The following is a 23,206-nucleotide window of genomic DNA, read 5'->3' as shown; positions in this document are numbered from 1 at the left end:
AAATATGAATAAAATAAAAGAAAAAATAAAATATTTATTAATAGGTATATTAATTTACCCTTTTAAGAAAATATTTCCTATTCAAAAGGGAATATGGATATTCGGCGCTCAAGGGGGAGAAAAATACGTTCAAAATTCGAAATATTTGTTTGAGTACGTATTGAGGCACTCTGCTAATGCCTTTTGGGTAACTCAATCTAAGAGTGTATATCTTAGTTTGAAGGAAGCAGGGCTACCAGTTCTTTATAATTTGTCTTTCAAAGGAATCAGGTATGTTTTAACAGCGGAGTATGTGGTGTTTTCAACTGAAATATCGAAAGATATATTATATACTTGTAAACGTGATGGTAGGAAGATTATTAATGTATGGCATGGAATGCCCATGAAAAAAATAGGCTTTGATCATACTGGATCTCCAAATTCTCTTTTGGAGAAAGTTCATTCTTGTCTGTGGAATATATTCATTGGATCACTTAGACCCAAGGATATTGATTTTATGTCTTCTACATCCCCTTTTTTTACAGATATTTTAAAAAAGAGTTTCAGAATATCGAATGTCTTTGATTTTGGAGAGCCCCGTACAGATGCCTTTTATTCTTGGAATTTGAATCAAATACGAAAAAAAATGGGATTTGCTGAAGAAGACTATGTTATATTGTATATGCCTACTCATAGGAATTTTGGACGTGGGGAAATGAACCCTTCCATTTTTAAATCGAATGGAACGGCTATTGACTATTTTAAAGAAAATAATATTACTGTTATATGGAAATTTCATATTAATATGCTTCGAAATTATAAATCTGATAATCAGTGCAGTAGCGTTTTTAGAGATTTTTCCCTATCATCTTATGATCCACAGGAGCTATTATTTGTTGCAGACATGCTAATTACAGATTATTCAAGTTGTTATATTGATTATTTATTATTGCATCGACCTGTCCTCTTTTATCTATATGATGATTATGAAACACAAGATAATGAAATATACTTTTCTTCATTAGATCATAATTTAGGTGATGTGTGTCATACAGAAATACAACTATTAGAGGCTATCAAGAAACGTATAAAACTTCCAAATCAATTTATTCCTAATATTATTTATCATTCACATCATGATGGAAAATCTTGTGAGCGTATTTATAATTATATAATTGAGGCTGAAAATAGGGATGAGTCAATCTAAAAATACAATAATAGTTTTATTACTGTTAGGATGTTTGGTGTTTTCTCCTTTGGGGTCTACCATTGCTTTAGACTTCTTTCATTTTCCTGTTTCTGTGCCTGAATTATTTTTATTATTATTTATTCCTTTTTTGAAGGAGAGATTTCACTTTAAAAGTCTAAAAAGGATTCATGTCTTTTTTATTTTAACAATTTGGTTAATCCTAATTTGGGAGGCATTTTTAATTGGGACATATTCGTATTATGCAATTCTTTCAACAGCACGTTCATATATGTATGTTTGTATATTTTATTTCTTGTTTAATCAAGAAAATAATGTGCAATTAGACGATATTTTATGTGTTAGTTTAGGATGTCTTTTAGGGTGGTGTATTGAATCTGTTATTCAATTGTATTATGCGATTGTTTCTGGTAATGCTCCAGCTTCTTATGGTACAATGTTATGTATACCTTTACTTTTTGGAATAACTATATTTGAAAAAAGATATAGGCTTTTAGTATTTGTCTTGTTGCTTTGTGTTGTTCTTTCTTTAATAGCAGGTATTCGTAGGCAAATTGCAGTTTCTGTTGTTAGTCTATTTTTAATTTATAGTTTTATAGGATTGCAGAATTATCACAGATTTTTTAAATTAGCTTCTTGTTCCCTCTTATTTTTGGGTGTTTTATTTGTTTTTATGCCTTCAATAGAAAAACAGACTGAAGAAATTTCTCCTCTTTTACATCATCGTATTTTTGTTAAAACTCAAGCTCTATTGAATGGTGATGCTGAAAAAAGTGGTGATGATATTCGTAAAAAATCAATTCAAATGTTATTTGATAATTTAAATGATTACTTATATCCACGTGGGTTTGTAAGTAAACAGACAAACACAGATATTAACACTGGAATCTATAATGATTTACCTCTATTGGAATTATGTTATTCTTTTGGTGTAATTATTACTTTTGTTATTCTTCTGTATTTTTTGTATGCTTCTTTTCGATGTATCAAATTTTACTTTCTCTTTCATGAAAAAGAATCGATTTTATTTGTTATTTCCTTCTTTATAATGGTAATGTTGCTATTTCTTGAGGGTGGCTTTATTTCTTATCCTTACGCAGTCCCTATAACTGGATTATGTTTAGGTAGATTACATTATTTTTCACGAATACATTTTAAAAAGAAATCTCATTTAATATGACCTTCTTGATTTTTGACTTAGATGCTAAAGGACATCATTTAGAGTATATACATCATTTATATAGTTATGGTGGTATACATCTAGTTGGGCATCGGATTGTGTTTGTATTGCATCCAGATTTTAAAAATATGTATAATTTTAGAACTTTTTGTCCTCAAGAGCATATAGATATCATTTATCTAAAAGAAGAAGAAGTGGCAAATCTTAGTTCATATTCTTTTAAATCTGCATACAAAGCATCTTGTTTACTTAAGAAATACATCAATTTGGTGATTCCAGATACTGTGTTTTTGAATACTATAATATCGTTTATGCCATTTCTCCCTATTATGGTTAGAAATAGTCGATTTATTTCGGGAATAGAATATACTATTCCTGATAGGCGGATTAGAGCCAGTAATAGAAAAAAAATAGAAGATCATTTGAAATTATTTTTGTATGCTTATGCTCCTTGTTTTAAAAAAATTTATTTGCTTAATGATTCTAAATATCCAATTGTTTACAATAAAAAATTTCGAGTAAATAAGTTTTCGTTTTTACCTGATCCGTATGTACCTATATACTCTGTTGAAGAAATTTATTCTATTTCAAACTTGATTACAGACAAATCAAAATGTGTTTTTCTTCATTGTGGGGGGATGGGAATGCGAAAAGGTACTTTTAATATACTAGAGGCTATAGAAACGTTATCTATAAAAGAGAAAAATAAATCTGTTTTTGTGTTTGCAGGCGTTATATCAGACACTAATATGCGCGAAAAGTTTGTTCGTATAGTAAAAGAACTTTCTAGATCAGTACAAATTATTTTTATAGAAAGATTTTTGAAATTTGAAGAGCTTGCGTATTTATTTGAATTAACAAATTATGTACTTGTACCATATCAAAATGTAGAGCAAAGTAGTGGTATTATTGGTTATGCGGCTCAGTTTAATAAACCTGTTATAGGACCTTCTGAAGGTCTATTGGGAGAATTAATATCTTCTTATAATTTAGGCTATACTATTACTAACATTAACGCCGACAGATTAGCAGAGATAATCTCTAAATTATTAAAAAATACTCCTCGTAAAATAGATGGTACGAGTTATTTAAGTATTTCTTCTTTGGATAATTTTTCAAAAATAATTTACGGTGTAAAAGATGAAAAATAATTTAAGATTATTCTTTCTCGGAGACTTTTATTGCAATGAAATAGATAGAATTGAGATTGCTGATGAGATAAGGACTATCATTTGTTCTAGTGATGTTAACATCTGTAATTTTGAGGCACCTGTACTTTCGCAAGGAAAGCCTAGCTTAAAAAGTGGTCCAAATATTCGTCAATCACGAGATGCACCCGCTTTTCTTGAAAAAATAGGATTTAATGTCTGTTCTTTGGCTAATAACCATATTATGGATTATGGGGAAGAGGGCTTAAAAAAAACTATTTCTTTATTTAAAAAGTCCTTACTAGTTGGTGCTGGTACTATTGATAATGCTTATCAGGTGAAAACAATGGTTATAAAGGGATATACCATTGGATTTTTGGCTCTATCACATAATGAATTTGGGGTACTTGATGATGATAATCAAAACAATATAGGTTGTGCATGGATAAACCATCCTTGTGTGAATCATGTGATTGCTAATGCTAAAAAGATGGTAGATTATCTTTTTATTTTATCTCATGCAGGCGTGGAGAATATTAGTATTCCTTTACCGGAGTGGCGTCAACGTTATCAAGATTTAATAGACTGTGGTGCAGACGCAGTAATAGCTTCTCATCCCCATATTCCTCAAGGATGGGAGAGATACAAAGAAAAACCTATATTTTATAGTTTAGGAAATTTTTATTTCGATAGACCATCTAAAGTTCCTTATGCCAATATTGGACTAGGAGTATTATTTGAGATTAATGATAAAGGTTATATCAAATATACGGTTTGCCCATTAAAAAAGGAGGGTTGGGATCTGAATTTGAGTAATGATCCTAAAATTTGGGCATATCTTAAGGAGTGTGAGGAGATACTTAAGCAAGATAGTAAATATTTATTGGAAGTAAATAAACAGGTTGTAAATTTATGGACAAATATATATAAATATTATTTTTATTATTCCTTAAGGAAAATATCTTTTCAATTTGGCTTTTATAATTTGCTAAAGACTATATATAGGGCTGTTTTTTACTCAAATAATTATGTTTTATTATTGAATAATATCCGTTGTGAAAGTCATCGATGGGCAATTGTTCGTGCTATTAAATTATTGTATTTAAAATGAATGTAAATTCTTGCAAGCGTTGGGCTGCTGATTTTGTTTGTAAAATTAGCATAAAGTTATATTATCAATTGAGTTATTTGCATAATAGAAAAAGGCTTTTAAATTTTGCTTTTCCACATAATCTTAGTGAATTTATAATAAAGAAGATAGTTAGTGGTGAAACAGCACAGTATGCTGTTTATGCAGATAAATATGCTGTTAGAAAATATGTTGAAGAAGTAGGGCTGGGGAACATTCTTCCAAAAATTTTGGGTGTTTGGAAGGATGTTGATGAAATAGAATTTGATTCTCTTCCGGACAAGTTTGCACTGAAACTCAATTATGGATCGGGAATGAATATAATTTGTAAGAATAGAAGGAATCTTAATACTGCTGAAATAAAAGAAAAAATATCAGGTTGGATGTCTAAGGATATTTTCTGGAGAGCTGAGCCTCATTATGATTTGATTCCTAAATGTATTATTTGTGAAGAATTTATAGAGGATCATATGGGCTATTTTCCATTAGATTATAAGTTTATGTGCTTTAATGGAGTTCCGAATCATATTTTAGTGTGTTCAGAACGAAATGTGAAGATGAAACTTTTTACTTATGATTTGGACTGGAATAAGATAGATTTATTAACGTCTGATTATCGCTCAACAGAGGATATTCGTAAACCCCAAAATTTAGACTTAATGATTCAGTATGCGACACAATTATCCAAAGGGTTTGATTTTGTGAGGATTGATCTTTATGATACAGGTGAACATGTTTTTTTTGGAGAAATGACTTTTACTCCTGAAGGTGGAGTTTTACGATATTATAGTCTATCTGCATTGTCTATGATGGGAAAGCTGGTTTATTTAAAATAAGAAATATGGATAATATTAAGATTGCCGTAATAGGTCTTGGTTATGTTGGGCTTCCCTTGGCCCGATTGTTTTCGACAAAATATGAATGTATTGGTTTTGATCTGAACCAGTCTCGTGTTGATGCTTTAAATTCCGGTCATGATATGACTTTAGAGGTTTCTGACGACTTACTTCGGAAAGCGATAGAAAATGGTTTCAAATGTACCAGTAATATTGACGAAATAAGGAATTGTAACTTTTATGTTGTAGCTGTACCAACCCCTGTGGATTTGAATAATCGCCCCGATCTTACACCCTTGATTGGTGCGAGTACTACAGTTGGAAAAGTTATTTCAAAAGGGGATATTGTTGTGTATGAATCTACTGTATATCCGGGAGTAACTGAGGAAGAATGTCTTCCGGTAGTCGAAAAAGTGTCAGGGTTAACATACAATGTAGATTTTTATGCAGGTTATTCACCGGAACGTATAAACCCGGGTGATAAAGAACATACTGTTGAAAAGATTAAGAAAGTAACTTCCGGTTCGACTCCTGAGATTGCTGACATTGTTGATTCTATATATAATTCAGTGTTGGTTAACGGTACTCATAAAGCCCCTTCTATTAAAGTGGCTGAAGCTTCTAAAATAATAGAAAACTCCCAGCGCGATGTGAATATTGCCTTCATGAATGAACTTTCAAAGATTTTCAATGCAATGGGCATTGATACCAATGATGTTATTGAGGCTGCATCTTCCAAATGGAATTTTATCAAGTTGAAGCCGGGCTTGGTCGGTGGACACTGTATAAGTGTTGATCCTTATTATCTTATTCAGAAGGCCCAGGTTTATGGGGTACTCCCACGAATCATGTCTGCAGCAAGGCGCTTGAATGATGGTATGGGAGACTATGTCGCTAATCAGGTGATTAGATTAATGAATAAAAAAGGTATTCTTGTCAAAGATTCAAAGATTCTGCTTCTGGGTTTTACTTTTAAAGAAGATTGCCCTGATATTCGAAATACCAAGGTGATAGACATTTATTCTACCTTACATGAGTATACTTCTGACATTACCGTTTATGATGCTTGGGCTAATTCGGCTAAAGTGGCACATGAATATGGTATATCGATCCTGACTGCTGGTATTGATAATTTGGTTGGACAATTTGATGCAGTGGTGTTGTGTGTTGGACATAAAGAGTTCCGGCATATGAATATTCGCGGCTTTCTCCGTTCTGATATGGGTGTTGTTTATGATGTTAAAGCTGTATTGAGTAAAGATATAATAGATGGCAGATTATAATTCTTCTATTTGTTGTATTTTTAATATAGGGACTCACTATCGCAATCCTATATATTCAAAAATGTCTTCGGAGCTTCCCTGCGATTTTTATTTTGGCGATCGTCTATTGACACCAATAAAGAAAATGGATTATACCCAATTGAACCATTTTCGCTCAGAATTGCATAACAAATATTTATTTTCTCAGTTTTATTGGCAATCTAAATCTGTCCGGTTAGTCTTTAAACCCTATACTTATTATGTATTGGATGGAGAACCTTATTGTTTGTCTTCATGGATTATCCTTTTCTGGGCAAAACTTTTAAATAAGAAAACAGTAGCTTGGACTCATGGTTGGTATGGCAGAGAAAGTATTGTAAAGAGGGTTATAAAAAAGTTGTTTTATTCTTTGTTTTCTGAGTTGATGGTTTATGGCGAATATGCTATTTCCCTGATGTCAAAAGAAGGCTTTGATAAATCAAAGATGGTTTGTATTGCAAACTCTTTGGATTATGATAATCAGTTGAAAATCAGACTCGATTTGTCGCTTTCTTCTATTTATTCTACTCATTTTTCCAACTCCTATCCTGTATTATTCTATATCGGGCGTGTGCAAAAATCGAAGAAATTGGAATATATAATCCAAGCTATGGATATCTTGAAACAGAAAGGGTTTCCGGTAAATCTTGTTGTTGTCGGTAAAGATGTGGATGGGGTTCATCTTGATTGTGAAATAGCTAAATATAATCTTGGCTCTCATGTCTGGTTATATGGACCTTGTTATGACGAGATGCGCATAGGAGAGATGTTCTATAATGCGGATGTCTGTGTGTCTCCAGGGAATGTTGGCTTGACTGCTATCCATTCTCTGACTTATGGTTGTCCTGTTATAACCCATAATAATTTTCCTTTTCAGGGTCCTGAATTTGAGTCTATAATTCAGGGGAAAACCGGTGATTTTTTTCAGGAAAATGATGTAAATAGCCTGGCTGATACTATTCAGAAATGGTTAAGTCAGAATTTGCATAGTCGAGAGGCTATTCGGCAGTTTGCCTATCAGACAATTGATACTAAATGGAACTTGTATTACCAGATGAATATTCTCAAACAAGTTTTTCTTAAACAAGCTAAGGATGAATGACTTTCGGAGTTTAATAAGGAATAGTGTTTTGGATATTTTAGGGATATTTTCCCGTCCTCAAAATGGTATTCATATATTGAATGGACATATGATATGTCGTGGAGTGGCTAATGATCAAGCTAAATATTATTTTTCTCACCAATTAAAAGAACTTTCCCGACATGTACGTTTCATAAGGGTGGAGGAGGCCACTTCTCTAATTCTCAATCATGAAAGTGTCGATGAACCTTTGGTTGCCTTTACATTTGACGATGGTTTTATGGAATGTCATTCAATGATAGCACCTGTTTTGGAACAGTTTGGGGTGAATGCGGCTTTTTTTATCAATCCCAATTTTGCGAATGGGGATGATGTGTATATTCAGAATTTTACAAATAACATAGTTCTCACTCCCGGTAAAACTCCAATGCGGTGGAAAGAGATAAGGGAATTGCATGAGAGGGGACATATTATTGGTGCACATACAATGGATCATTATATGATTAATGATAGTAATTGGGTGGAATTAGACAAGCAAATAGGTTGTTGTAAATCGGTAATAGAACAGGAACTCTCTACTTCTTGTGAATACTTTGCCTTTCCATATGGACGCTTGGAACACGCTAATCAATCTTCGATTGATATTGCATGTAAGTATTACAAATATGTGTTTTCTCAATCGGACTATAAACATTACTTTTCTTTTGGCGGTCGCGTAATTAACAGACGGCATTTTGAGCCTTTTTGGCCCGTGAAACATGTTTCTTATTTTTTGAGTTGCCATAAAAAATAGGGGACTTTAATTAGTCTTTTCGATCTTGTTCTCTTCTATTTGATCACTACGATAGTGAAAACTCTCTTTCAAATAAATGTTGTTGCTAACTCTGGTTCCACCGGCCATATTGCAGAGGAGTTAGGGCGTTTGGTTATTGCTTCTGGCTGGAAAAGTTATATTGCTTACGGTCGTTGGGCCTGTCCCAGCCAATCTATGTTGATTAGGGTTGGAACTAGATTTGATCTCTTTGTCCATGGCTTGAAATCCATGTTGTTTGACAGGCATGGTTTTGGTTCACGGAGAGCTACCTTGCACTTAATTTCAAAAATAGAGAAAATAAAACCGGACATAATCCATTTGCATAATCTTCATGGCTATTATTTAAACTGTGAGGTTTTATTTGACTATCTATCTACAGCTAAAATACCTGTTGTTTGGACTTTGCATGATTGTTGGAGTTTCACGGGACATTGTGTCCATTTTCAGAATATCGGGTGTGAGAAGTGGAAGACAGGTTGTTTTGCATGTCCCAATATACGAGATTATCCCAAAGCTTTAGGTTGTGATAACTCTCGTATGAACTATATAGAAAAGAAGAGATTGTTTACTTCGGTTGAACGTATGATGATTGTACCTGTTTGCAATTGGCTAAGTGATATGTTGAGTAAGTCATATCTTTCTCAAATAAAACGGCAGACTATTGTTAACGGGATAGATTTGAAAGTGTTTACTCCAAAAGGTAATCGTGATGTGATAAAAAGTAATTTAGGTGTAGGGACACGATACATGATTTTAGCTGTTGCTACGGTTTGGGGGACTACGAAGGGATTTGATGATCTTATATACCTAAACTCTTTATTACCAGATAAGAGTGTAATTGTTGTGGTGGGGCTAACCACAAAACAAATAAAAAAATTGCCTGGTAATATGATTGGTATAGAGAGAACGGAGAATATTAATCAGTTGGTTGAAATATATTCTGCTGCAGATATTTTTATAAACCCAACATATCAAGATACATTACCTACAGTCAATATTGAAGCGCTTGCTTGTGGTACTCCTGTTATAACTTATGATACCGGAGGCAGTGCTGACATTGTAGATTCTGATACGGGAATGGTTTTAAAACGTGGGGATATTCATACGTTATTAGAAAAGATTTTAGAAATAAGAGAAAGAGGTAAAGAGTCTTATATAACAAAATGTCGCCAAAGAGCATTACAATTTTTTGATAAGTCAAAGCAGTTGAGTTACTACTTGTCTCTTTATGATCAATTACTAAATAAAGAAAGATAGTTCTTCTTTCATAGTTATGAAAATATCCCTTGTTACTGTCACTTTTAATAGTGCTAAAACGCTTCGTGATACGATTCATTCTGTTCTTTCACAGTCTTATACTGATATAGAATATATAATAGTGGATGGTTTGTCTAATGATGAAACCGTTGCACTTATTAAAGAATATGAACCTCTATTTCAAGGTCGTTTGAAATGGATAAGTGAGAAAGATAAGGGACTCTATGATGCTATGAATAAAGGGATTCGAATGTCTACTGGGGATATTGTCGGGATTATTAATTCGGATGATTTTTATCATAGAGAAGATGTTTTAGAGAAAGTTGTTCAATCGTTTGAAGTTGGTGAAACAGAGGCTATTTATGGCGATATACGTTTTGTAAACCCTGATAACTTGGATAGGACAGTTCGCTATTATTCTTCTAAAAGGTTTGTCCCATCCTTGTTTCGATTCGGATTTATGCCTGCCCATCCAACATTTTTTACATATAGAAAATATTTTGACCTGTTTGGCTATTATAAAACAAATTATAAAATAGCTGCTGATTATGAATTGCTTGTTCGTTTTTTATATGTACATCGGTTAAAAAGTAAATATTTGCCTTTGGGTTTTATGAAAATGAGAACAGGAGGTGCGAGTACAGCTTCTATTAAGAGTAATATCTTATTGAATAAAGAGATAGTAAGGGCATGTAAGGAGAATGGAATATGGACTTGTTATCCCTTGCTTTTATTAAAATATTTAGTAAAAGTGTTTGAACTGATTTTTATAAAAAAATGAATATACTTATTTCTGGAATTCATGGTTTTATAGGCTCTAATTTTATTGGGGCTTTGAAAGATAAACATACTTTGTATGGGCTTGATATTGTTTTTCCTGCTAAAGATGGGGTCGTTAATACTTTTTCTTGGCGAGATATCGAACCCACATCTTTCCCTTTTCAAACTCTTCCCCAGTTCGATGCCATTATTCATCTTGCCGGAAAGGCCCATGATACTAAAAACCAATCGGCTGCTCAGTCTTATTTTGATATCAATACCGGTTTGACTCAAAAGATATTCGATTTCTTTTTGGAGTCTTCTGCCAAGAAATTCATTTTCTTTAGTTCGGTGAAAGCTGCTGCCGATAGCGTAGTGGGAGACGTACTTACTGAAGACGTGACTCCGACCCCGGTTGGTCCTTATGGGGAGAGCAAGATTAAGGCGGAAGAGTATATAAAAGGGCATTTTATGTTTCCAACTGCTTCTATTGATGAGGATCAGTCTTTGCGGTTGGGGAAAGATAAGGGGAGGACGGCTATGAATAAACAGGTATATATCCTTCGTCCCTGTATGATTCATGGCCCTGGAAACAAGGGAAATTTAAATTTATTATATAACGTAGTGAAGAAGGGAATCCCTTGGCCTCTTGGCGATTTTGATAATCGCCGTTCGTTTACTTCAATCGATAACCTTTGTTATGTGATTGAGGGGCTTTTGAATCAGGATGTACCTACGGGCATCTACCATATGGGAGATGATGAAGCTCTGTCAACGAATGAACTGATTAGCATCATGTGTGAAGCAATGGGAAAAAAGCCGCATATCTGGAAGATGAACAAAGGGCTTATGGAAGGATGTGCCGGCTTGGGTACTCTGCTGCATTTACCTTTGAATACGGAAAGACTTCGTAAACTGACGGAGAATTATGTAGTAAGTAACGCTAAGATCAAAGCCGCTCTCGGGATTGATAAAATGCCTGTGACAGCTAAAGAGGGGTTGATGAAGACCATTCGTTCATTTGAAGAAACTAAATAACTTATGTACTATCTAATCATCTTAGTTCTGCTATTCCTGGCAGAACTTTTTTATTTCCGTATTGCGGATAAGTGTAACATTATCGATAAGCCTAACGAACGTAGTTCACATACCCGGATTACACTGCGTGGGGGAGGGAGCATCTTTTATTTTGGGGTGTTGGCCTATTTTCTCACAAACCACTTTGAATATCCATGGTTTATGCTGGCTTTGAGTCTGATAACTTTTATCAGTTTTATAGATGACATTCGTTCTACTTCGCAAGGATTGCGTTTAGTCTTTCATTTTACGGCAATGGCTTTGATGTTTTATCAATGGGGATTGTTTAGCTTGCCTTGGTGGACAATCCTTGTTGCCCTGATCATTTGTACTGGGATTATTAATGCTTACAACTTTATGGATGGCATTAATGGCATAACAGGCGGATACTCATTGGTCATTCTGATAGCATTGGCCTATATAAATAGGGTATATGTTCCATTTGTTGAAACGGACTTTATTTATACTATGCTTTGCGCAGTATTGGTCTTTAATTTTTTTAATTTCCGCAAACAAGCGAGATGTTTTGCCGGTGATGTTGGTTCGGTCAGTATAGCTTTTGTAATCCTGTTCCTGATCGGAAGTTTAATTATCAAAACAGAGAATTTTGGCTGGCTTATATTGCTTGCTGTATATGGAGTAGATAGTGTGTTGACGATCGTTCATCGATTGATGCTTCACGAAAATATTGGTTTGCCTCACCGGAAACACTTATATCAGATAATGGCTAATGAACTGGGAATACCGCACGTAGTAGTATCGTTGGTGTATATGATTGCGCAAATTATAATTATCATCGGATATTTATATTGCCAAAATTATGGTTATTGGTATTTATTGGGTTGTATCATCTTGCTGAGTGGAATATATATTGTTTTTATGAGCAAATATTTTCACTTGCATCTTTTACCTAAAAGATAATTATTATATTTATGATAATCTTGGTTATGGTCGTTATTAATCCTTTCATAGTTGGAGGATACGTCTGATAATCCCTTCTATAAGCTATAACTTACTTTTCCGGTTTCTATAAACTGTTTTAATAAGGATGCAATTAATGCATCCTTATTTTTTTGCTTCGTTTATGGTGTCTTTTATACACGATATATCCCGAAACGAGGATCAACGTTAGCAGAAGTCCGGAGATAAAAACGAATAGATCCGAGAAAACACCTAAGAAAGGTGAATAGCAGCGACCGACATGGAGTTCTAAGCAGAAACTCCATAATGACATGGGTTGCTGTTGCATAAAAACAGGCATTGCCGGCAATGCTAAATTATTCTCTTTATTGCGTGCTCCGTTGTCGTATTCGAAGATTACCTCCCGTGTGATTAAATCGTCGGTGAATCCGTTAACGAGACTGCCGCCGAGTGGTCTCCCGTAAGTTGCTGCCGGGGGGTGCCCTGTATAATAATCGAGAACACTTCCTGTAGATGGATTCCAGACAAACAGTCCGCTGAAAGAGCCGATTAACCATTCGTCCGGGTTTTTCGGATAAAACACATTAACTCCCATAGGACTTACCGGTGGGGTTCGTTTTAATTTAACCGGTGGCAGTGTAAAGTCGTTTATAAGATAGAAACCGGTTGACGAAGACAATAACCAGACATTTTTTGATGCGTCCCATCGGATACTGCGGAGTTTGTCATGCCACGGATTGTCTGAATCAAGAGTTGTTCCGGGGATGGGGTTCGTGTTCACCAAAACAAAAGGTATCATTAAAGGCGGTCGGAGACACATACCCGTAACAGATAACAATATGGTCAGTACGATCAGCCATGTACCCAATTTATTGTGCCAGTTCAGTGAAGTTTTCAAGGCTTTTGCCTGTGTTTTGACAGGGAGCCTTTTTCTGTGTCTTCGGCGAATGAATGAGGGAAGAAAAGTATATATGATTCCCGTTATACTGAGAATGATTAATACTACTCCCAGAAAATCAACTACCAATTTGCCGGGTGTACCGAACAACTCTCCGCTATGGAGGAGCCAGATGGTACGGAATAAGGAGGTTTTCGGTGAATAATTTTCGGGGGCTTTTAATTCTATTTTTCTGAATTGATGGTAAGGAGACACACTGGTATACAGATTAGAACGTGTGAGCACAACCAGAGTATCTCCGCGTTGGGTTATATCTGAGATTCGTTCCTCGTTTCCGGATATCGGATACTCCTGCCATTTGTTTTTGTTCAGGAGATAGACAGAGTATAATCCGGCACACCAAATATCGTTATTGGCAAGGCGGATGATATTACTTATTTTGCGATTGTCGATTCCCCGAACCAGACCTTGGTTGAAATCGGTAAAGGTGATGAAACAGGAGTCTGTTTGCCAGACTCCTGCATTACCATATGCCAGAATTTTCCCATCAGGAAGGCGTAATGTTCCTTTTATAATTCCATTATTCCAGTTTCTGTAGTGATAGCTTTCCGGCATCCAGTTTCTGTTGACTTCAACTTTTGAGAAAATTGTACGGTGATTGAGTACAATGCCTGAGAAACAGAACATCAGGATAAAGAAGCTAAAGAACAAACCTACCCATTTATGGTATTTCTTCCAGAAATTTTTCATTAGAGATTGTTACTTAGTTTAAATTGGTACTGCCATTCGGCTGAATGGCGTATTCAAAGGAATAAATGCCACTATTGCCTTCGTCATCATAAAAACTTTTGGCTTTTAGTTTTGCATATTTCCCACTGGCTGTGCGGACGATAAATACATAATCACTTGGCGTGTAAGTGGGAGGGGGGCCGGCAAAAGTGATTGCTTTACAAAGTACTTCGTTGGCAGTAGACTCCATGGTAGGAGGAGGAAATCCGGTGCCGGGAGCGGTAATGGTATAGGATGCATCGACAGTGAATGTTCCTTGAGGAACTGTCGTACAGGCTGCCATATCTTTGATATTCGTGAGTAAAGCACCGCCTTTTCCCTTACCGGACGCGCCGCTGTTGGTACGCACATTGTAACGGTTGAATGCGATATCCCAATCTGTATTTTCGGCATGGGTTTCTTCACTGACGTTTACTTCTTTTCCTTTTTCAAGTGAATAATAAATCCAGTCGTTCCCATATGCTGTTTTCCGGCTCAGGCTTACCTGTTTTACCGGTAAAGCATCTCCCCCCTGTGAGGGATCGTCGGGCAGAGAACCGTTATTGTCACCTGAGCAGGAGGTACTGATAAATGCTGATAGTACGCCAAATAATAGAATGGCGAATCTGAATTTGCTTTTGTTGTTCATACTTGTTTTAGTTTAATTTATAGTGTATAATTACATGCGATAAAATAGTTTCTTCCCGGTGAAGTGGAAGTATTGAAAGTTACCCGGTCTGAGGTATAATCGAACAGGTTGGTTATTCCTGCCGTGATTCTCAGGTTCTGCATGATGTATTGTGACACCGTCAGATCCCAAAGACAATAGGGGTTCACCTTAGCCTGATAGTAGGCTTCTACTTTCTTTCCCTCTATTTCGAGTTCGTCCAATACGTCGAATCTCTTTTTTCCCATGATATTGCCGGACAGATTGACAACTGTGGCATAACGGGGGATACGTGTATTGTATTCGGCACGGATGTTGCCGGAATGTGGGCTGGAAGAACTTAACCGGACTCCGTCAGCGTCTTTGCTTGTGTAGAGGTAATTGTAAGCTCCGTGTACATTGATGTGTCTGTTTATCTGTACCTTGCACATGGTTTCAACTCCTGCCAGATGACTTTTCCCCACATTAGTATAATGGAGTTCGGTTTGGTCATTACTCCACATTCCTTCTATTTTGTTTCGGAACCAGTTACTGTAGATGTTGGCATTGATATTGATCCAACTATTCACGTACTCTCCTGATAGTGATATATAATTGTTGGTTTCAGGTTTCAGTTTACTGTTGCCATATATCCAGAACATCCCCAGGTGATCCCAGTTCATATAGAGTTCTTTAATGCTGGGTGAACGGTATCCGCGTGCATAATTGAAGCGGACTGTGAATGGGAATACTTTATACATGACAGAAGCTTTGGGAGTGACGTTGGCACCATATTTTTCATGATAGTCACATCGCAGTCCCGCCACAACGGAGAATTGCTTGTTGATACTCCAGTCGTCCTGGAGGAAAGCGGTAGCATACCATTGGCTTTTGTTCTCTTTTACACCGGTTTCGAATTTATCACTGAACAATGACTCTCTGTAAAATTCCAAACCGCCCGTGATGGTCTGTTTGTCCAATGCCGTGGTAGTGTAAACGACGCGTGGCTGAATAATATTGTTTTTATATTCAAGGCGGCGCCCGCTTTTCAATTCGTATTTATCATAACGATTGTAATGGTCGGCATGAATAGAAGCAACCAGAGCCGATTTATCGGAAATCGTATAGTCTATTGTGCCCCCATAAGTATAGTCTGCTGATTTTTCGAATATGTTATCTGCTTGAAAATCATACTTGTTTAGCATATAATAGCTTCCCTTTAACTGGACCTTCAGTCGTTTACTGAAACGATAATCCATTTTATGGGTTACTTGCACGTCTTCGTATCCCGATATGCTGGTGGGAGTTGTGTTGAGTTCTTCGGTAATTGTGGTGTTATAGGCCGGGAAGAATTTTACCAACGGCTTTTTGTCATATAATTGATATCCGTCGAAACTTTTATAAAGTATATCGGTGTTCATCGTGAATTTTCCTAAGTTTAATCCAAGGGATAAATTGGTGTTCAGATTGGGTTTATCTAAATGGGTCCGGTACTTGTATTGTGAATGGTCCTTGGGGGTATCTTTATAATTTTGCTGGTTTCTTCCCGCATAACGTATCCCTGCGGAGGCTTCAAACTTCTTTTTGGCTTTACGGGTAATGATATTGATGACTCCACCCATAGCTTGTGAGCCGTAAAGGGCAGAAGAGGCCCCTTTGACTATTTCGATATGGTCGATGTTATAAAGATTGATTCGTGAATAGTCAATGTTGCCACCGTTTTCTCCTGCTATGCGTTCACCGTCTATCAGGAAAAGGATATGTTTGGAGCCCAAGCCCTGTATGTCGATACTGGTTCCATAACCGACTTCCTGAAAATTGAGTCCGGGTACTTCCTGGGTCAAGAGATCCTGGATGTTACCGGTTCCCCTTTCTTCTATTTGTTTTGCGGTGATTACCTGAGTGATAACCGGTGTATTTTTTATTTTTTTTTCAGTTCGGGTGGCTGTAACCACAATTTGTTCAAGGTTGAAAGGATCATCATTCATATAAGAAACTGTGTCCTTTTCTTGCCGTACATTCTGTGCTGCTAAAGGGAGTGCACCTATAAAAGTTAGTAGTAATGCAAATTTTGTTCTTATCATAATCTTTGTTTTTGGAGCAGCAAAGATATAGGGTACTTAAAGAGTGTGAAATACCTAAAAATAGGTAAAAGACGGATGCAGATTAATACTAATTCCATCGAAATAATTAGTTCAGCTTCCGGATGGCTTTTCTCACCTCGCATATCGGAGGGATTCTGCCACTTCTCTTAAAGAATTTGCAGGAGATGGTGTAAGGAGTGGAATAAAAATCGTATTTTTGCAACCAACTTTTTTAAAATAACCGGTTATGAATACCATTCAGATAAAAGATAAACTATTCACTGTTTCTATCAAGGAACAAGAGATTCAAAAAGAAGTGATTCGCGTGGCGAATGAAATTAATCGTGACCTGGCAGGTAAGAACCCTTTGTTCCTCAGTGTGTTGAATGGTTCGTTCATGTTTACTGCCGATTTGCTGAAACATATAACGATTCCCTGCGAAATTTCATTTGTAAAGTTAGCCTCTTATCAGGGAGTATCGTCTACCGGTACTATTAAAGAAGTGATCGGTATCAATGAAGATATAGCGGGACGTACTGTTGTTATCGTAGAAGATATTGTAGATACGGGACTGACTATGCAGCGTTTGCTGGAAACACTGGGAACGCGCGGGCCACAGGAAATCCACATTGCTTCGTTGCTGGTAAAGCCGGATAAGCTTAAGGTGGATCTGAATATTGAATATGTCGCAATGAATATTCCCAATGATTTCATTGTAGGATACGGACTCGATTACGACGGTTTCGGGCGTAATTATCCGGATATTTATACAGTTATAGACTAACATAAAATAAATAATAGGTATACCAGTAATGGTAAAATGTAGAATTATAAATTAACAAGATGCTGAACATTGTAATTTTCGGTGCTCCCGGTTCAGGAAAGGGAACACAAAGCGAACGTATTGTAGAGAAATACGGAATTAACCACATTTCAACAGGAGATGTATTGCGTGCAGAAATTAAAAACGGCACAGAGCTGGGTAAAACAGCTAAAGGCTACATTGATCAGGGACAGTTGATTCCGGATGAATTGATGGTAGACATTCTGGCAAGCGTATTCGATAGCTTTAAGGATAGTAAAGGGGTTATTTTTGATGGTTTCCCAAGAACTATTCCGCAAGCTGAGGCGTTGAAAGTGATGTTGAAAGAACGTGGACAGGATATCTCTGTGATGCTGGATCTGGATGTTCCGGAAGAAGAGTTGATGACTCGTCTGATTAAGCGTGGTCAGGAATCAGGTCGGGCTGATGATAATGAAGAGACTATCAAAAAGCGTCTGGTTGTATATAATACACAGACTTCACCGTTGAAAGAGTATTATAAGGGCGAAGGCAAATACCAGCATATCAATGGTCTTGGCACCATGGAAGGTATCTTTGAAGATATTTGTAAAGCGGTAGATACATTATAATTATATATGTGCCGATGTGCTCATTAAGAAAATAGCATGGATTATGGGTATGTCGGCACATGATCACATTGAAAATTTATTGATTATGGCTGAATCGAATTTTGTTGATTACGTAAAGATATACTGCCGCTCGGGTAAGGGTGGAAGAGGCTCTACGCACATGAGGCGAGAAAAATATACTCCTAACGGTGGTCCCGATGGAGGAGATGGTGGTAGAGGAGGCCATGTTATCCTGCGTGGTAACCGGAACTACTGGACATTGCTTCACCTGAGGTATGACCGTCATGCTATGGCCGGTCATGGAGAATCGGGGAGCAAGAATCGCAGTTTTGGTAAAGACGGCGCAGATAAGATTATTGAAGTCCCCTGTGGTACGGTAGTTTACAATGCCGAAACGGGAGAATATGTATGTGATGTTACGGAACATGGACAGGAAGTCATTCTCCTGAAGGGTGGCCGAGGCGGATTGGGAAACTGGCATTTCAAGACAGCTACCCGTCAGGCTCCCCGTTTTGCCCAGCCGGGTGAACCGATGCAAGAAATGACAGTGATCCTTGAATTGAAGCTGTTGGCAGATGTAGGTCTGGTTGGTTTTCCGAATGCCGGAAAGTCTACGTTATTGTCGGCTATTTCTGCGGCAAAACCCAAAATAGCTGATTATCCGTTTACTACTTTGGAGCCTAATCTGGGTATTGTGTCTTACCGTGACGGACAGTCGTTCGTGATGGCAGATATTCCGGGAATTATTGAGGGAGCCAGTGAGGGTAAAGGGCTTGGATTACGATTCTTACGTCACATTGAACGCAACTCTTTATTACTGTTTATGATACCGGCAGATAGTGACGATATCCGTAAAGATTATGAAGTGCTGCTAAACGAGCTGAAAACGTTTAATCCGGAAATGCTGGATAAGCAACGGGTACTCGCAGTCACCAAAAGTGATATGCTCGATCAGGAGTTGATGGATGAAATAGAGCCGACATTGCCTGAGGGAATCCCTCATGTGTTCATTTCGTCCGTATCCGGTCTGGGTATTTCAGTATTGAAGGATATTCTGTGGACGGAACTGAATAAAGAGAGCAATAAAATAGAGGCTATTGTGCATCGTCCGAAGGATGTCAGCAGACTGCAACAGGAACTCAAAGACATGGGAGAGGATGAAGAACTCGACTATGAGTATGAGGACGATAGTGATGAAGATGATCTGGATTACGAATACGAAGAAGAAGATTGGGAAGATAAATGATTTCACTCACCGACGATAAGAAAATGTTGGGGTATGGGCTGTTGGGCGCATACCCCAACATTTCTCATTTTGTGACGACCCGACATGGAGGTTATAGTGAGGGAGCGTATGCTTCTTTTAATTGTTCTCCTTACTCGGGGGATGAATTTGAAAAAGCAAAAAAGAATCAGCTTTTATTGTTTCAATCGTTACCGCAAGTACCGAAACATCTGATCCTCCCTTTCCAGACGCATGGAACAAAAGTGCTTCTGATTAATAAGGATTTTCTGGAGACTTCTATAGAATGTCAACAGGAAATGCTGAGCGGGATAGATGCATTGATTACCAATGAACCGGGGTGTTGTATCGGTATTTCAACGGCAGATTGTATTCCGGTACTGCTATATGATAAAGTACATGGGGGTGTAGCAGCAGTACATGCCGGATGGCGGGGAACTGTGGGGTATATCGTGGGACACACGCTTGAGAAAATGCGGGCGGCATTTGGTACAGAGGGACGGGATGTGATTGCATGTATCGGCCCGGGTATTTCTATTCAATCATTCGAAGTAGGGGACGAAGTTTATGAAGCTTTTCGTTTGAATGGTTTTGATATGTCGCGTATCTCTTTCCGACATTCGGTTACCCATAAGTACCATATTGACTTATGGGAGGCAAACCGGCAGCAACTATTAGACTTTGGTGTGCCGGGAGTTCAGATTGAAGTAGCGGATATCTGTACTTACATCCATTATGAAGATTTCTTTTCAGCGAGAAGATTAGGCATAAAGTCCGGACGTATTCTATCGGGTATTATGATAAACTGCTGATGGACAAAATTTTGATTTATTATGTATACCATTACTATATCGAAAGAGTTAAAAGAAGCATCTCCTGTTTTTGCAGGAGCTGCTGTATATGCTGAAGTGAAAAACACTTCTTATTGTGAAGGACTTTGGAAGGAGATTCAATCTTTTACAGAAAAGCTCACTACAACAACCCAGTTGGAAGATATTAAAAAACAACCAGTGATAGCTGCCACACGTGAGGCTTACAAACGGTGTGGAAAAGACCCCGGAAGATATCGCCCATCGGCCGAAGCATTACGTCGCAGGCTGATGCGGGGAATTGCCTTGTATCAGATTGATACTCTGGTCGATTTGATCAATCTGGTTTCTCTTCGGACCGGGCATTCGATAGGTGGTTTTGATGCGGATAAGATAGCGGGCACCAATCTGGAGCTGGGGATAGGCAAAAAAGAAGAGCCTTTCGAAGGTATTGGCCGTGGAGTACTGAACATAGAGGGACTTCCGGTATACCGCGATGCCGTGGGAGGAATAGGAACACCTACCAGTGATAACGAGCGGACAAAGATGGATCTGGAAACGACTCATATATTAGCCATCGTTAATGGTTATAATGGGAAGGAAGGATTGCAGGAGGCTGCCGGGATGATACAGACTTTATTGCGAAGATATGCAGGATCGGACGGAGGAACGATCACCTATTTTGAATAACAAGCGTCCATGAAGAACATACACACTTTTTTGATTTTATCTCTGTTTTCGTTGTGTACGAGTGCACAACGCAGTGCACAAACCAAATTCTCGGATATGGAGGTTAATCATGTCCGGGTGGCTACACCGGGACTTTTTGCTAAAGAGAATTGCATCATGCTCGATCTGAATTCCCTGTCTCGGAATTACTCTTTTCCTTTGCCGGGAGGTAAAGTCATTTCCGGTTATGGAACCCGTGGCGGACATAGTGGGGATGATATAAAAACTTGTGCCCGTGATACGATTCGCGCTGCTTTTGACGGAGTGGTACGTATGGCAAAACCTTATGGTGCATACGGCAATGTAATTGTGATTCGCCATCCCAATGGGTTGGAAACGGTGTACAGTCATAATGTGAAGAATCTGGTAAAAAGCGGAGATGCTGTGAAAGCGGGAAAAGCTATTGCCCTGACCGGACGTACCGGGCGGGCTACTACGGAACATTTGCATTTCGAAACGCGGATTAACGGGCAACATTTTAATCCCGGTCTTATTTTTGATATGGATAAACGCACTTTGCGCAAGGATTATCTGCAATGTACGAAGAAGGGGAAAGGGATTATTGTGAAAGCTTTGAAAAGCGAAAAAGTTCCCCCTAAGTATAAAACTCTTTCGCCTTTCCTTTATGAACTGCCCGGTATTAAAAAACCGGAATGGAATATACCAGGCCTAGCGAAATCCGCTGTGTATTCGGGTCTATAGCTTCTAAACGGCGGGCAGCTTTCAGGAGTTCGTTCCGTTTGTACTGATAATGGAGGAAGATCAATAGTTCGCTGTTTCGCATCGGATAGTATTCTAGGCAGGCTTGCCCGCACCAGGTACGACGATAGGTGCCTTTCTCAAAGATTCCGTTTGTTTTATAAATCTTACCGGTTTCGTAGATACCTTTCAAGTATACATTCCAATTGGGATGGAGACGGTAGTCCACATTGGCAATGGTAGTGAAGTATTCGGTATATTGGGCCGTTTGTGGATTCTCCAGGTCAGTGTGGGGTAAGGCACTGATAATGCCTTTGTTGTCGATCCCCTGTCGGGAGTACATCAAATCTACATAAGCGATCCATGGCCCTTTTTCATAGACGTTTCCGGCAGTGAGATACAGGATGTTTCTTCCTTTGGCCTGCTGTCCCCATGAAGCGGCATATCTTAACTGGATGGCTTTATCCAGATAGTAACTGTTCCAGTTGATAGTTGAGATCAGGGGAACTTTAGTAGCTTCTACATTTGCCGGTAGCCCGTGGAGATAGGTATCTTCATCCCCACCATTACGGTTGTTTACTATCTGGAAGTTCAATTCCTGAGTAGGGGTTACATTCCAGGTGGCAGATACACCTGCCAGAAAGCAGTTGACATAATTATTAAACTCACTGAACTCACGCACTTTAATCGGGTTGACATAGTATTCATAGCCACCCAGCATGAGGAACTGTTTTCCGGCGGTGATGGAAAAGCGTTCGGAGAGGTGATAGGTCAGATAAGCATACTCTACAGAAGAAGACAGGTTGTCCAGTACAAAGGGATTGCTGTATTTATTAAAAGATTGACGGAAATGGTAAGAGAACTTTTGGTTGATATTTCCTACAATTTCTAATTTGAACCGATTAAGTTTGAAAGCGACCTCCTCTAATTCATTCTCGGTAAAAGAAGCAGCACATGAGGTGTAGAGTTGCAGGTTCATGTGAGCGGAGAATCCTTTGTTTTCTTTTCCGGTGATGCGTTGGACTACAGAAGAAATAGAGTCGTTTGGGGAAATAATGGGTTGCTGTTGGGCCGTAACAGTACCCATGGTAAACAAGGTTACCAAAAGGAAGACGTGTCTTTTCATATTTGTGAAATCTCTTTGGGTTAATAAAAGTGATGCAAAAATAATAAAAAACGTCTTCCTTTTCGTCTTTTCAAGGTAAAACTGTCTGTTTCTCCTTAAAGT

General features: G+C 37.7%; 22 protein-coding genes. 18 read left to right on the top strand and 4 right to left on the bottom strand.

Annotated features, from left to right (window positions below; translation table 11 throughout):
* The first annotated feature begins 4 nt into the window (after window positions 1-4).
* The 12 genes from JZY04_RS11210 to JZY04_RS11155 are packed head-to-tail and all read left to right on the top strand — an operon-like array spanning window position 5 to window position 12,689.
* Window positions 5-1,186 carry a CDP-glycerol glycerophosphotransferase family protein gene (locus JZY04_RS11210; protein WP_122142840.1) on the top strand — a complete coding sequence of 394 codons (1,182 nt, stop codon included), beginning with the start codon at window positions 5-7 and terminating at the stop codon, window positions 1,184-1,186.
* Window positions 1,173-2,366, top strand: a complete 1,194-nt coding sequence (locus JZY04_RS11205) for a hypothetical protein (protein WP_122142839.1) — start codon at window positions 1,173-1,175, stop codon at window positions 2,364-2,366. Before JZY04_RS11210 ends, JZY04_RS11205 begins: the two co-directional genes overlap by 14 nt.
* On the top strand, window positions 2,363-3,517 hold the full coding sequence (locus JZY04_RS11200; protein WP_122142838.1) for a glycosyltransferase: 1,155 nt from the start codon (window positions 2,363-2,365) through the stop codon (window positions 3,515-3,517). The genes JZY04_RS11205 and JZY04_RS11200 overlap by 4 nt, the downstream gene beginning before the upstream one ends.
* A complete protein-coding gene (locus JZY04_RS11195) occupies window positions 3,507-4,625 on the top strand; it encodes a CapA family protein (protein ID WP_122142837.1) in 1,119 nt (372 codons plus the stop codon). Before JZY04_RS11200 ends, JZY04_RS11195 begins: the two co-directional genes overlap by 11 nt.
* Complete coding sequence (locus tag JZY04_RS11190; protein ID WP_101602845.1) at window positions 4,622-5,479, top strand: ATP-grasp fold amidoligase family protein; 858 nt, start codon at window positions 4,622-4,624, stop codon at window positions 5,477-5,479. The genes JZY04_RS11195 and JZY04_RS11190 overlap by 4 nt, the downstream gene beginning before the upstream one ends.
* Before the next feature lie 5 nt (window positions 5,480-5,484).
* Window positions 5,485-6,762 carry a nucleotide sugar dehydrogenase gene (locus JZY04_RS11185; protein ID WP_181996434.1) on the top strand — a complete coding sequence of 426 codons (1,278 nt, stop codon included), beginning with the start codon at window positions 5,485-5,487 and terminating at the stop codon, window positions 6,760-6,762.
* Window positions 6,749-7,882, top strand: a complete 1,134-nt coding sequence (locus JZY04_RS11180; RefSeq protein WP_122142836.1) for a glycosyltransferase — start codon at window positions 6,749-6,751, stop codon at window positions 7,880-7,882. The genes JZY04_RS11185 and JZY04_RS11180 overlap by 14 nt, the downstream gene beginning before the upstream one ends.
* Window positions 7,875-8,654: a polysaccharide deacetylase family protein gene (locus tag JZY04_RS11175; protein WP_122142835.1), complete on the top strand. Its 780-nt coding sequence runs from the start codon at window positions 7,875-7,877 to the stop codon at window positions 8,652-8,654. Before JZY04_RS11180 ends, JZY04_RS11175 begins: the two co-directional genes overlap by 8 nt.
* A 54-nt stretch (window positions 8,655-8,708) precedes the next feature.
* Complete coding sequence (locus JZY04_RS11170) at window positions 8,709-9,932, top strand: glycosyltransferase family 4 protein (RefSeq protein ID WP_022012990.1); 1,224 nt, start codon at window positions 8,709-8,711, stop codon at window positions 9,930-9,932.
* 16 nt (window positions 9,933-9,948) lie between these two features.
* Window positions 9,949-10,713: a glycosyltransferase family 2 protein gene (locus tag JZY04_RS11165; protein ID WP_122142834.1), complete on the top strand. Its 765-nt coding sequence runs from the start codon at window positions 9,949-9,951 to the stop codon at window positions 10,711-10,713.
* Window positions 10,710-11,729, top strand: coding sequence for an NAD-dependent epimerase/dehydratase family protein (locus JZY04_RS11160; RefSeq protein WP_122142833.1), 1,020 nt, complete (start codon window positions 10,710-10,712; stop codon window positions 11,727-11,729). The genes JZY04_RS11165 and JZY04_RS11160 overlap by 4 nt, the downstream gene beginning before the upstream one ends.
* A 3-nt stretch (window positions 11,730-11,732) precedes the next feature.
* Window positions 11,733-12,689 carry a glycosyltransferase family 4 protein gene (locus JZY04_RS11155; protein ID WP_122142832.1) on the top strand — a complete coding sequence of 319 codons (957 nt, stop codon included), beginning with the start codon at window positions 11,733-11,735 and terminating at the stop codon, window positions 12,687-12,689.
* Between the two features lie 133 nt (window positions 12,690-12,822).
* On the opposite strand, the gene JZY04_RS11150 is transcribed toward JZY04_RS11155, so the two are convergent.
* From JZY04_RS11150 to JZY04_RS11140, 3 genes are read right to left on the bottom strand one after another with little or no spacing between them, the layout of a single operon-like run.
* Entirely contained in the window at window positions 12,823-14,337 is a 1,515-nt protein-coding gene (locus tag JZY04_RS11150) for a PepSY-associated TM helix domain-containing protein (protein WP_122142831.1), read from the bottom strand.
* A 13-nt stretch (window positions 14,338-14,350) separates the two neighbouring features.
* A complete protein-coding gene (locus tag JZY04_RS11145; RefSeq protein WP_032540890.1) occupies window positions 14,351-15,004 on the bottom strand; it encodes an HmuY family protein in 654 nt (217 codons plus the stop codon).
* Between the two features lie 17 nt (window positions 15,005-15,021).
* Window positions 15,022-17,085 carry a TonB-dependent siderophore receptor gene (locus JZY04_RS11140; protein WP_122142830.1) on the bottom strand — a complete coding sequence of 688 codons (2,064 nt, stop codon included), beginning with the start codon at window positions 17,083-17,085 and terminating at the stop codon, window positions 15,022-15,024.
* A gap of 247 nt (window positions 17,086-17,332) precedes the next feature.
* Here JZY04_RS11140 and hpt point away from each other — a divergent pair, with 247 nt between their 5' ends.
* From hpt to JZY04_RS11110, 6 genes are all read left to right on the top strand, one after another.
* Entirely contained in the window at window positions 17,333-17,869 is a 537-nt protein-coding gene (gene hpt, locus JZY04_RS11135) for a hypoxanthine phosphoribosyltransferase (protein ID WP_005809904.1), read from the top strand.
* A gap of 59 nt (window positions 17,870-17,928) precedes the next feature.
* On the top strand, window positions 17,929-18,498 hold the full coding sequence (locus JZY04_RS11130) for an adenylate kinase (RefSeq protein WP_005809902.1): 570 nt from the start codon (window positions 17,929-17,931) through the stop codon (window positions 18,496-18,498).
* Between the two features lie 85 nt (window positions 18,499-18,583).
* Window positions 18,584-19,744 (top strand): GTPase ObgE, encoded by a 1,161-nt coding sequence (gene obgE / locus JZY04_RS11125; protein WP_032529872.1) that lies wholly within the window; start codon window positions 18,584-18,586, stop codon window positions 19,742-19,744.
* Entirely contained in the window at window positions 19,741-20,553 is an 813-nt protein-coding gene (gene pgeF / locus JZY04_RS11120; RefSeq protein WP_122142829.1) for a peptidoglycan editing factor PgeF, read from the top strand. The genes obgE and pgeF overlap by 4 nt, the downstream gene beginning before the upstream one ends.
* Window positions 20,554-20,574: 21 nt before the next feature.
* Entirely contained in the window at window positions 20,575-21,240 is a 666-nt protein-coding gene (locus JZY04_RS11115; RefSeq protein WP_032542339.1) for a B3/4 domain-containing protein, read from the top strand.
* A 9-nt stretch (window positions 21,241-21,249) separates the two neighbouring features.
* On the top strand, window positions 21,250-21,981 hold the full coding sequence (locus JZY04_RS11110; RefSeq protein ID WP_005809895.1) for a M23 family metallopeptidase: 732 nt from the start codon (window positions 21,250-21,252) through the stop codon (window positions 21,979-21,981).
* Here JZY04_RS11110 and JZY04_RS11105 read toward each other — a convergent pair.
* Entirely contained in the window at window positions 21,920-23,104 is a 1,185-nt protein-coding gene (locus JZY04_RS11105) for an OprO/OprP family phosphate-selective porin (protein WP_122142828.1), read from the bottom strand. The two genes, JZY04_RS11110 and JZY04_RS11105, sit on opposite strands and share 62 nt — an antisense overlap.
* Window positions 23,105-23,206: the final 102 nt, after the last annotated feature.

This window comes from Bacteroides sp. 11BF (assembly GCF_019633765.1).
Classification (GTDB): domain Bacteria; phylum Bacteroidota; class Bacteroidia; order Bacteroidales; family Bacteroidaceae; genus Bacteroides; species Bacteroides hominis.
The sequence above is the reverse complement of the archived record's forward strand: the minus strand, read 5'-3'. Positions and strand labels throughout refer to the sequence as shown.

Bases quoted from the DNA above. Each gene is read 5' to 3' on its own strand.
- JZY04_RS11115 (WP_032542339.1), top strand. From the start codon at position 20,575: ATGTATACCATTACTATATCGAAAGAGTTAAAAGAAGCATCTCCTGTT.
- hpt (WP_005809904.1), top strand. From the start codon at position 17,333: ATGAATACCATTCAGATAAAAGATAAACTATTCACTGTTTCTATCAAG.
- JZY04_RS11165 (WP_122142834.1), top strand. From the start codon at position 9,949: ATGAAAATATCCCTTGTTACTGTCACTTTTAATAGTGCTAAAACGCTT.
- JZY04_RS11200 (WP_122142838.1), top strand. From the start codon at position 2,363: ATGACCTTCTTGATTTTTGACTTAGATGCTAAAGGACATCATTTAGAG.
- JZY04_RS11110 (WP_005809895.1), top strand. From the start codon at position 21,250: ATGAAGAACATACACACTTTTTTGATTTTATCTCTGTTTTCGTTGTGT.
- JZY04_RS11195 (WP_122142837.1), top strand. From the start codon at position 3,507: ATGAAAAATAATTTAAGATTATTCTTTCTCGGAGACTTTTATTGCAAT.
- JZY04_RS11210 (WP_122142840.1), top strand. From the start codon at position 5: ATGAATAAAATAAAAGAAAAAATAAAATATTTATTAATAGGTATATTA.
- JZY04_RS11190 (WP_101602845.1), top strand. From the start codon at position 4,622: ATGAATGTAAATTCTTGCAAGCGTTGGGCTGCTGATTTTGTTTGTAAA.
- JZY04_RS11150 (WP_122142831.1), bottom strand. From the start codon at position 14,337: ATGAAAAATTTCTGGAAGAAATACCATAAATGGGTAGGTTTGTTCTTT.
- obgE (WP_032529872.1), top strand. From the start codon at position 18,584: ATGGCTGAATCGAATTTTGTTGATTACGTAAAGATATACTGCCGCTCG.
- JZY04_RS11180 (WP_122142836.1), top strand. From the start codon at position 6,749: ATGGCAGATTATAATTCTTCTATTTGTTGTATTTTTAATATAGGGACT.
- JZY04_RS11145 (WP_032540890.1), bottom strand. From the start codon at position 15,004: ATGAACAACAAAAGCAAATTCAGATTCGCCATTCTATTATTTGGCGTA.
- JZY04_RS11205 (WP_122142839.1), top strand. From the start codon at position 1,173: ATGAGTCAATCTAAAAATACAATAATAGTTTTATTACTGTTAGGATGT.
- JZY04_RS11130 (WP_005809902.1), top strand. From the start codon at position 17,929: ATGCTGAACATTGTAATTTTCGGTGCTCCCGGTTCAGGAAAGGGAACA.
- JZY04_RS11155 (WP_122142832.1), top strand. From the start codon at position 11,733: ATGTACTATCTAATCATCTTAGTTCTGCTATTCCTGGCAGAACTTTTT.
- JZY04_RS11140 (WP_122142830.1), bottom strand. From the start codon at position 17,085: ATGATAAGAACAAAATTTGCATTACTACTAACTTTTATAGGTGCACTC.
- pgeF (WP_122142829.1), top strand. From the start codon at position 19,741: ATGATTTCACTCACCGACGATAAGAAAATGTTGGGGTATGGGCTGTTG.
- JZY04_RS11175 (WP_122142835.1), top strand. From the start codon at position 7,875: ATGAATGACTTTCGGAGTTTAATAAGGAATAGTGTTTTGGATATTTTA.
- JZY04_RS11105 (WP_122142828.1), bottom strand. From the start codon at position 23,104: ATGAAAAGACACGTCTTCCTTTTGGTAACCTTGTTTACCATGGGTACT.
- JZY04_RS11185 (WP_181996434.1), top strand. From the start codon at position 5,485: ATGGATAATATTAAGATTGCCGTAATAGGTCTTGGTTATGTTGGGCTT.
- JZY04_RS11160 (WP_122142833.1), top strand. From the start codon at position 10,710: ATGAATATACTTATTTCTGGAATTCATGGTTTTATAGGCTCTAATTTT.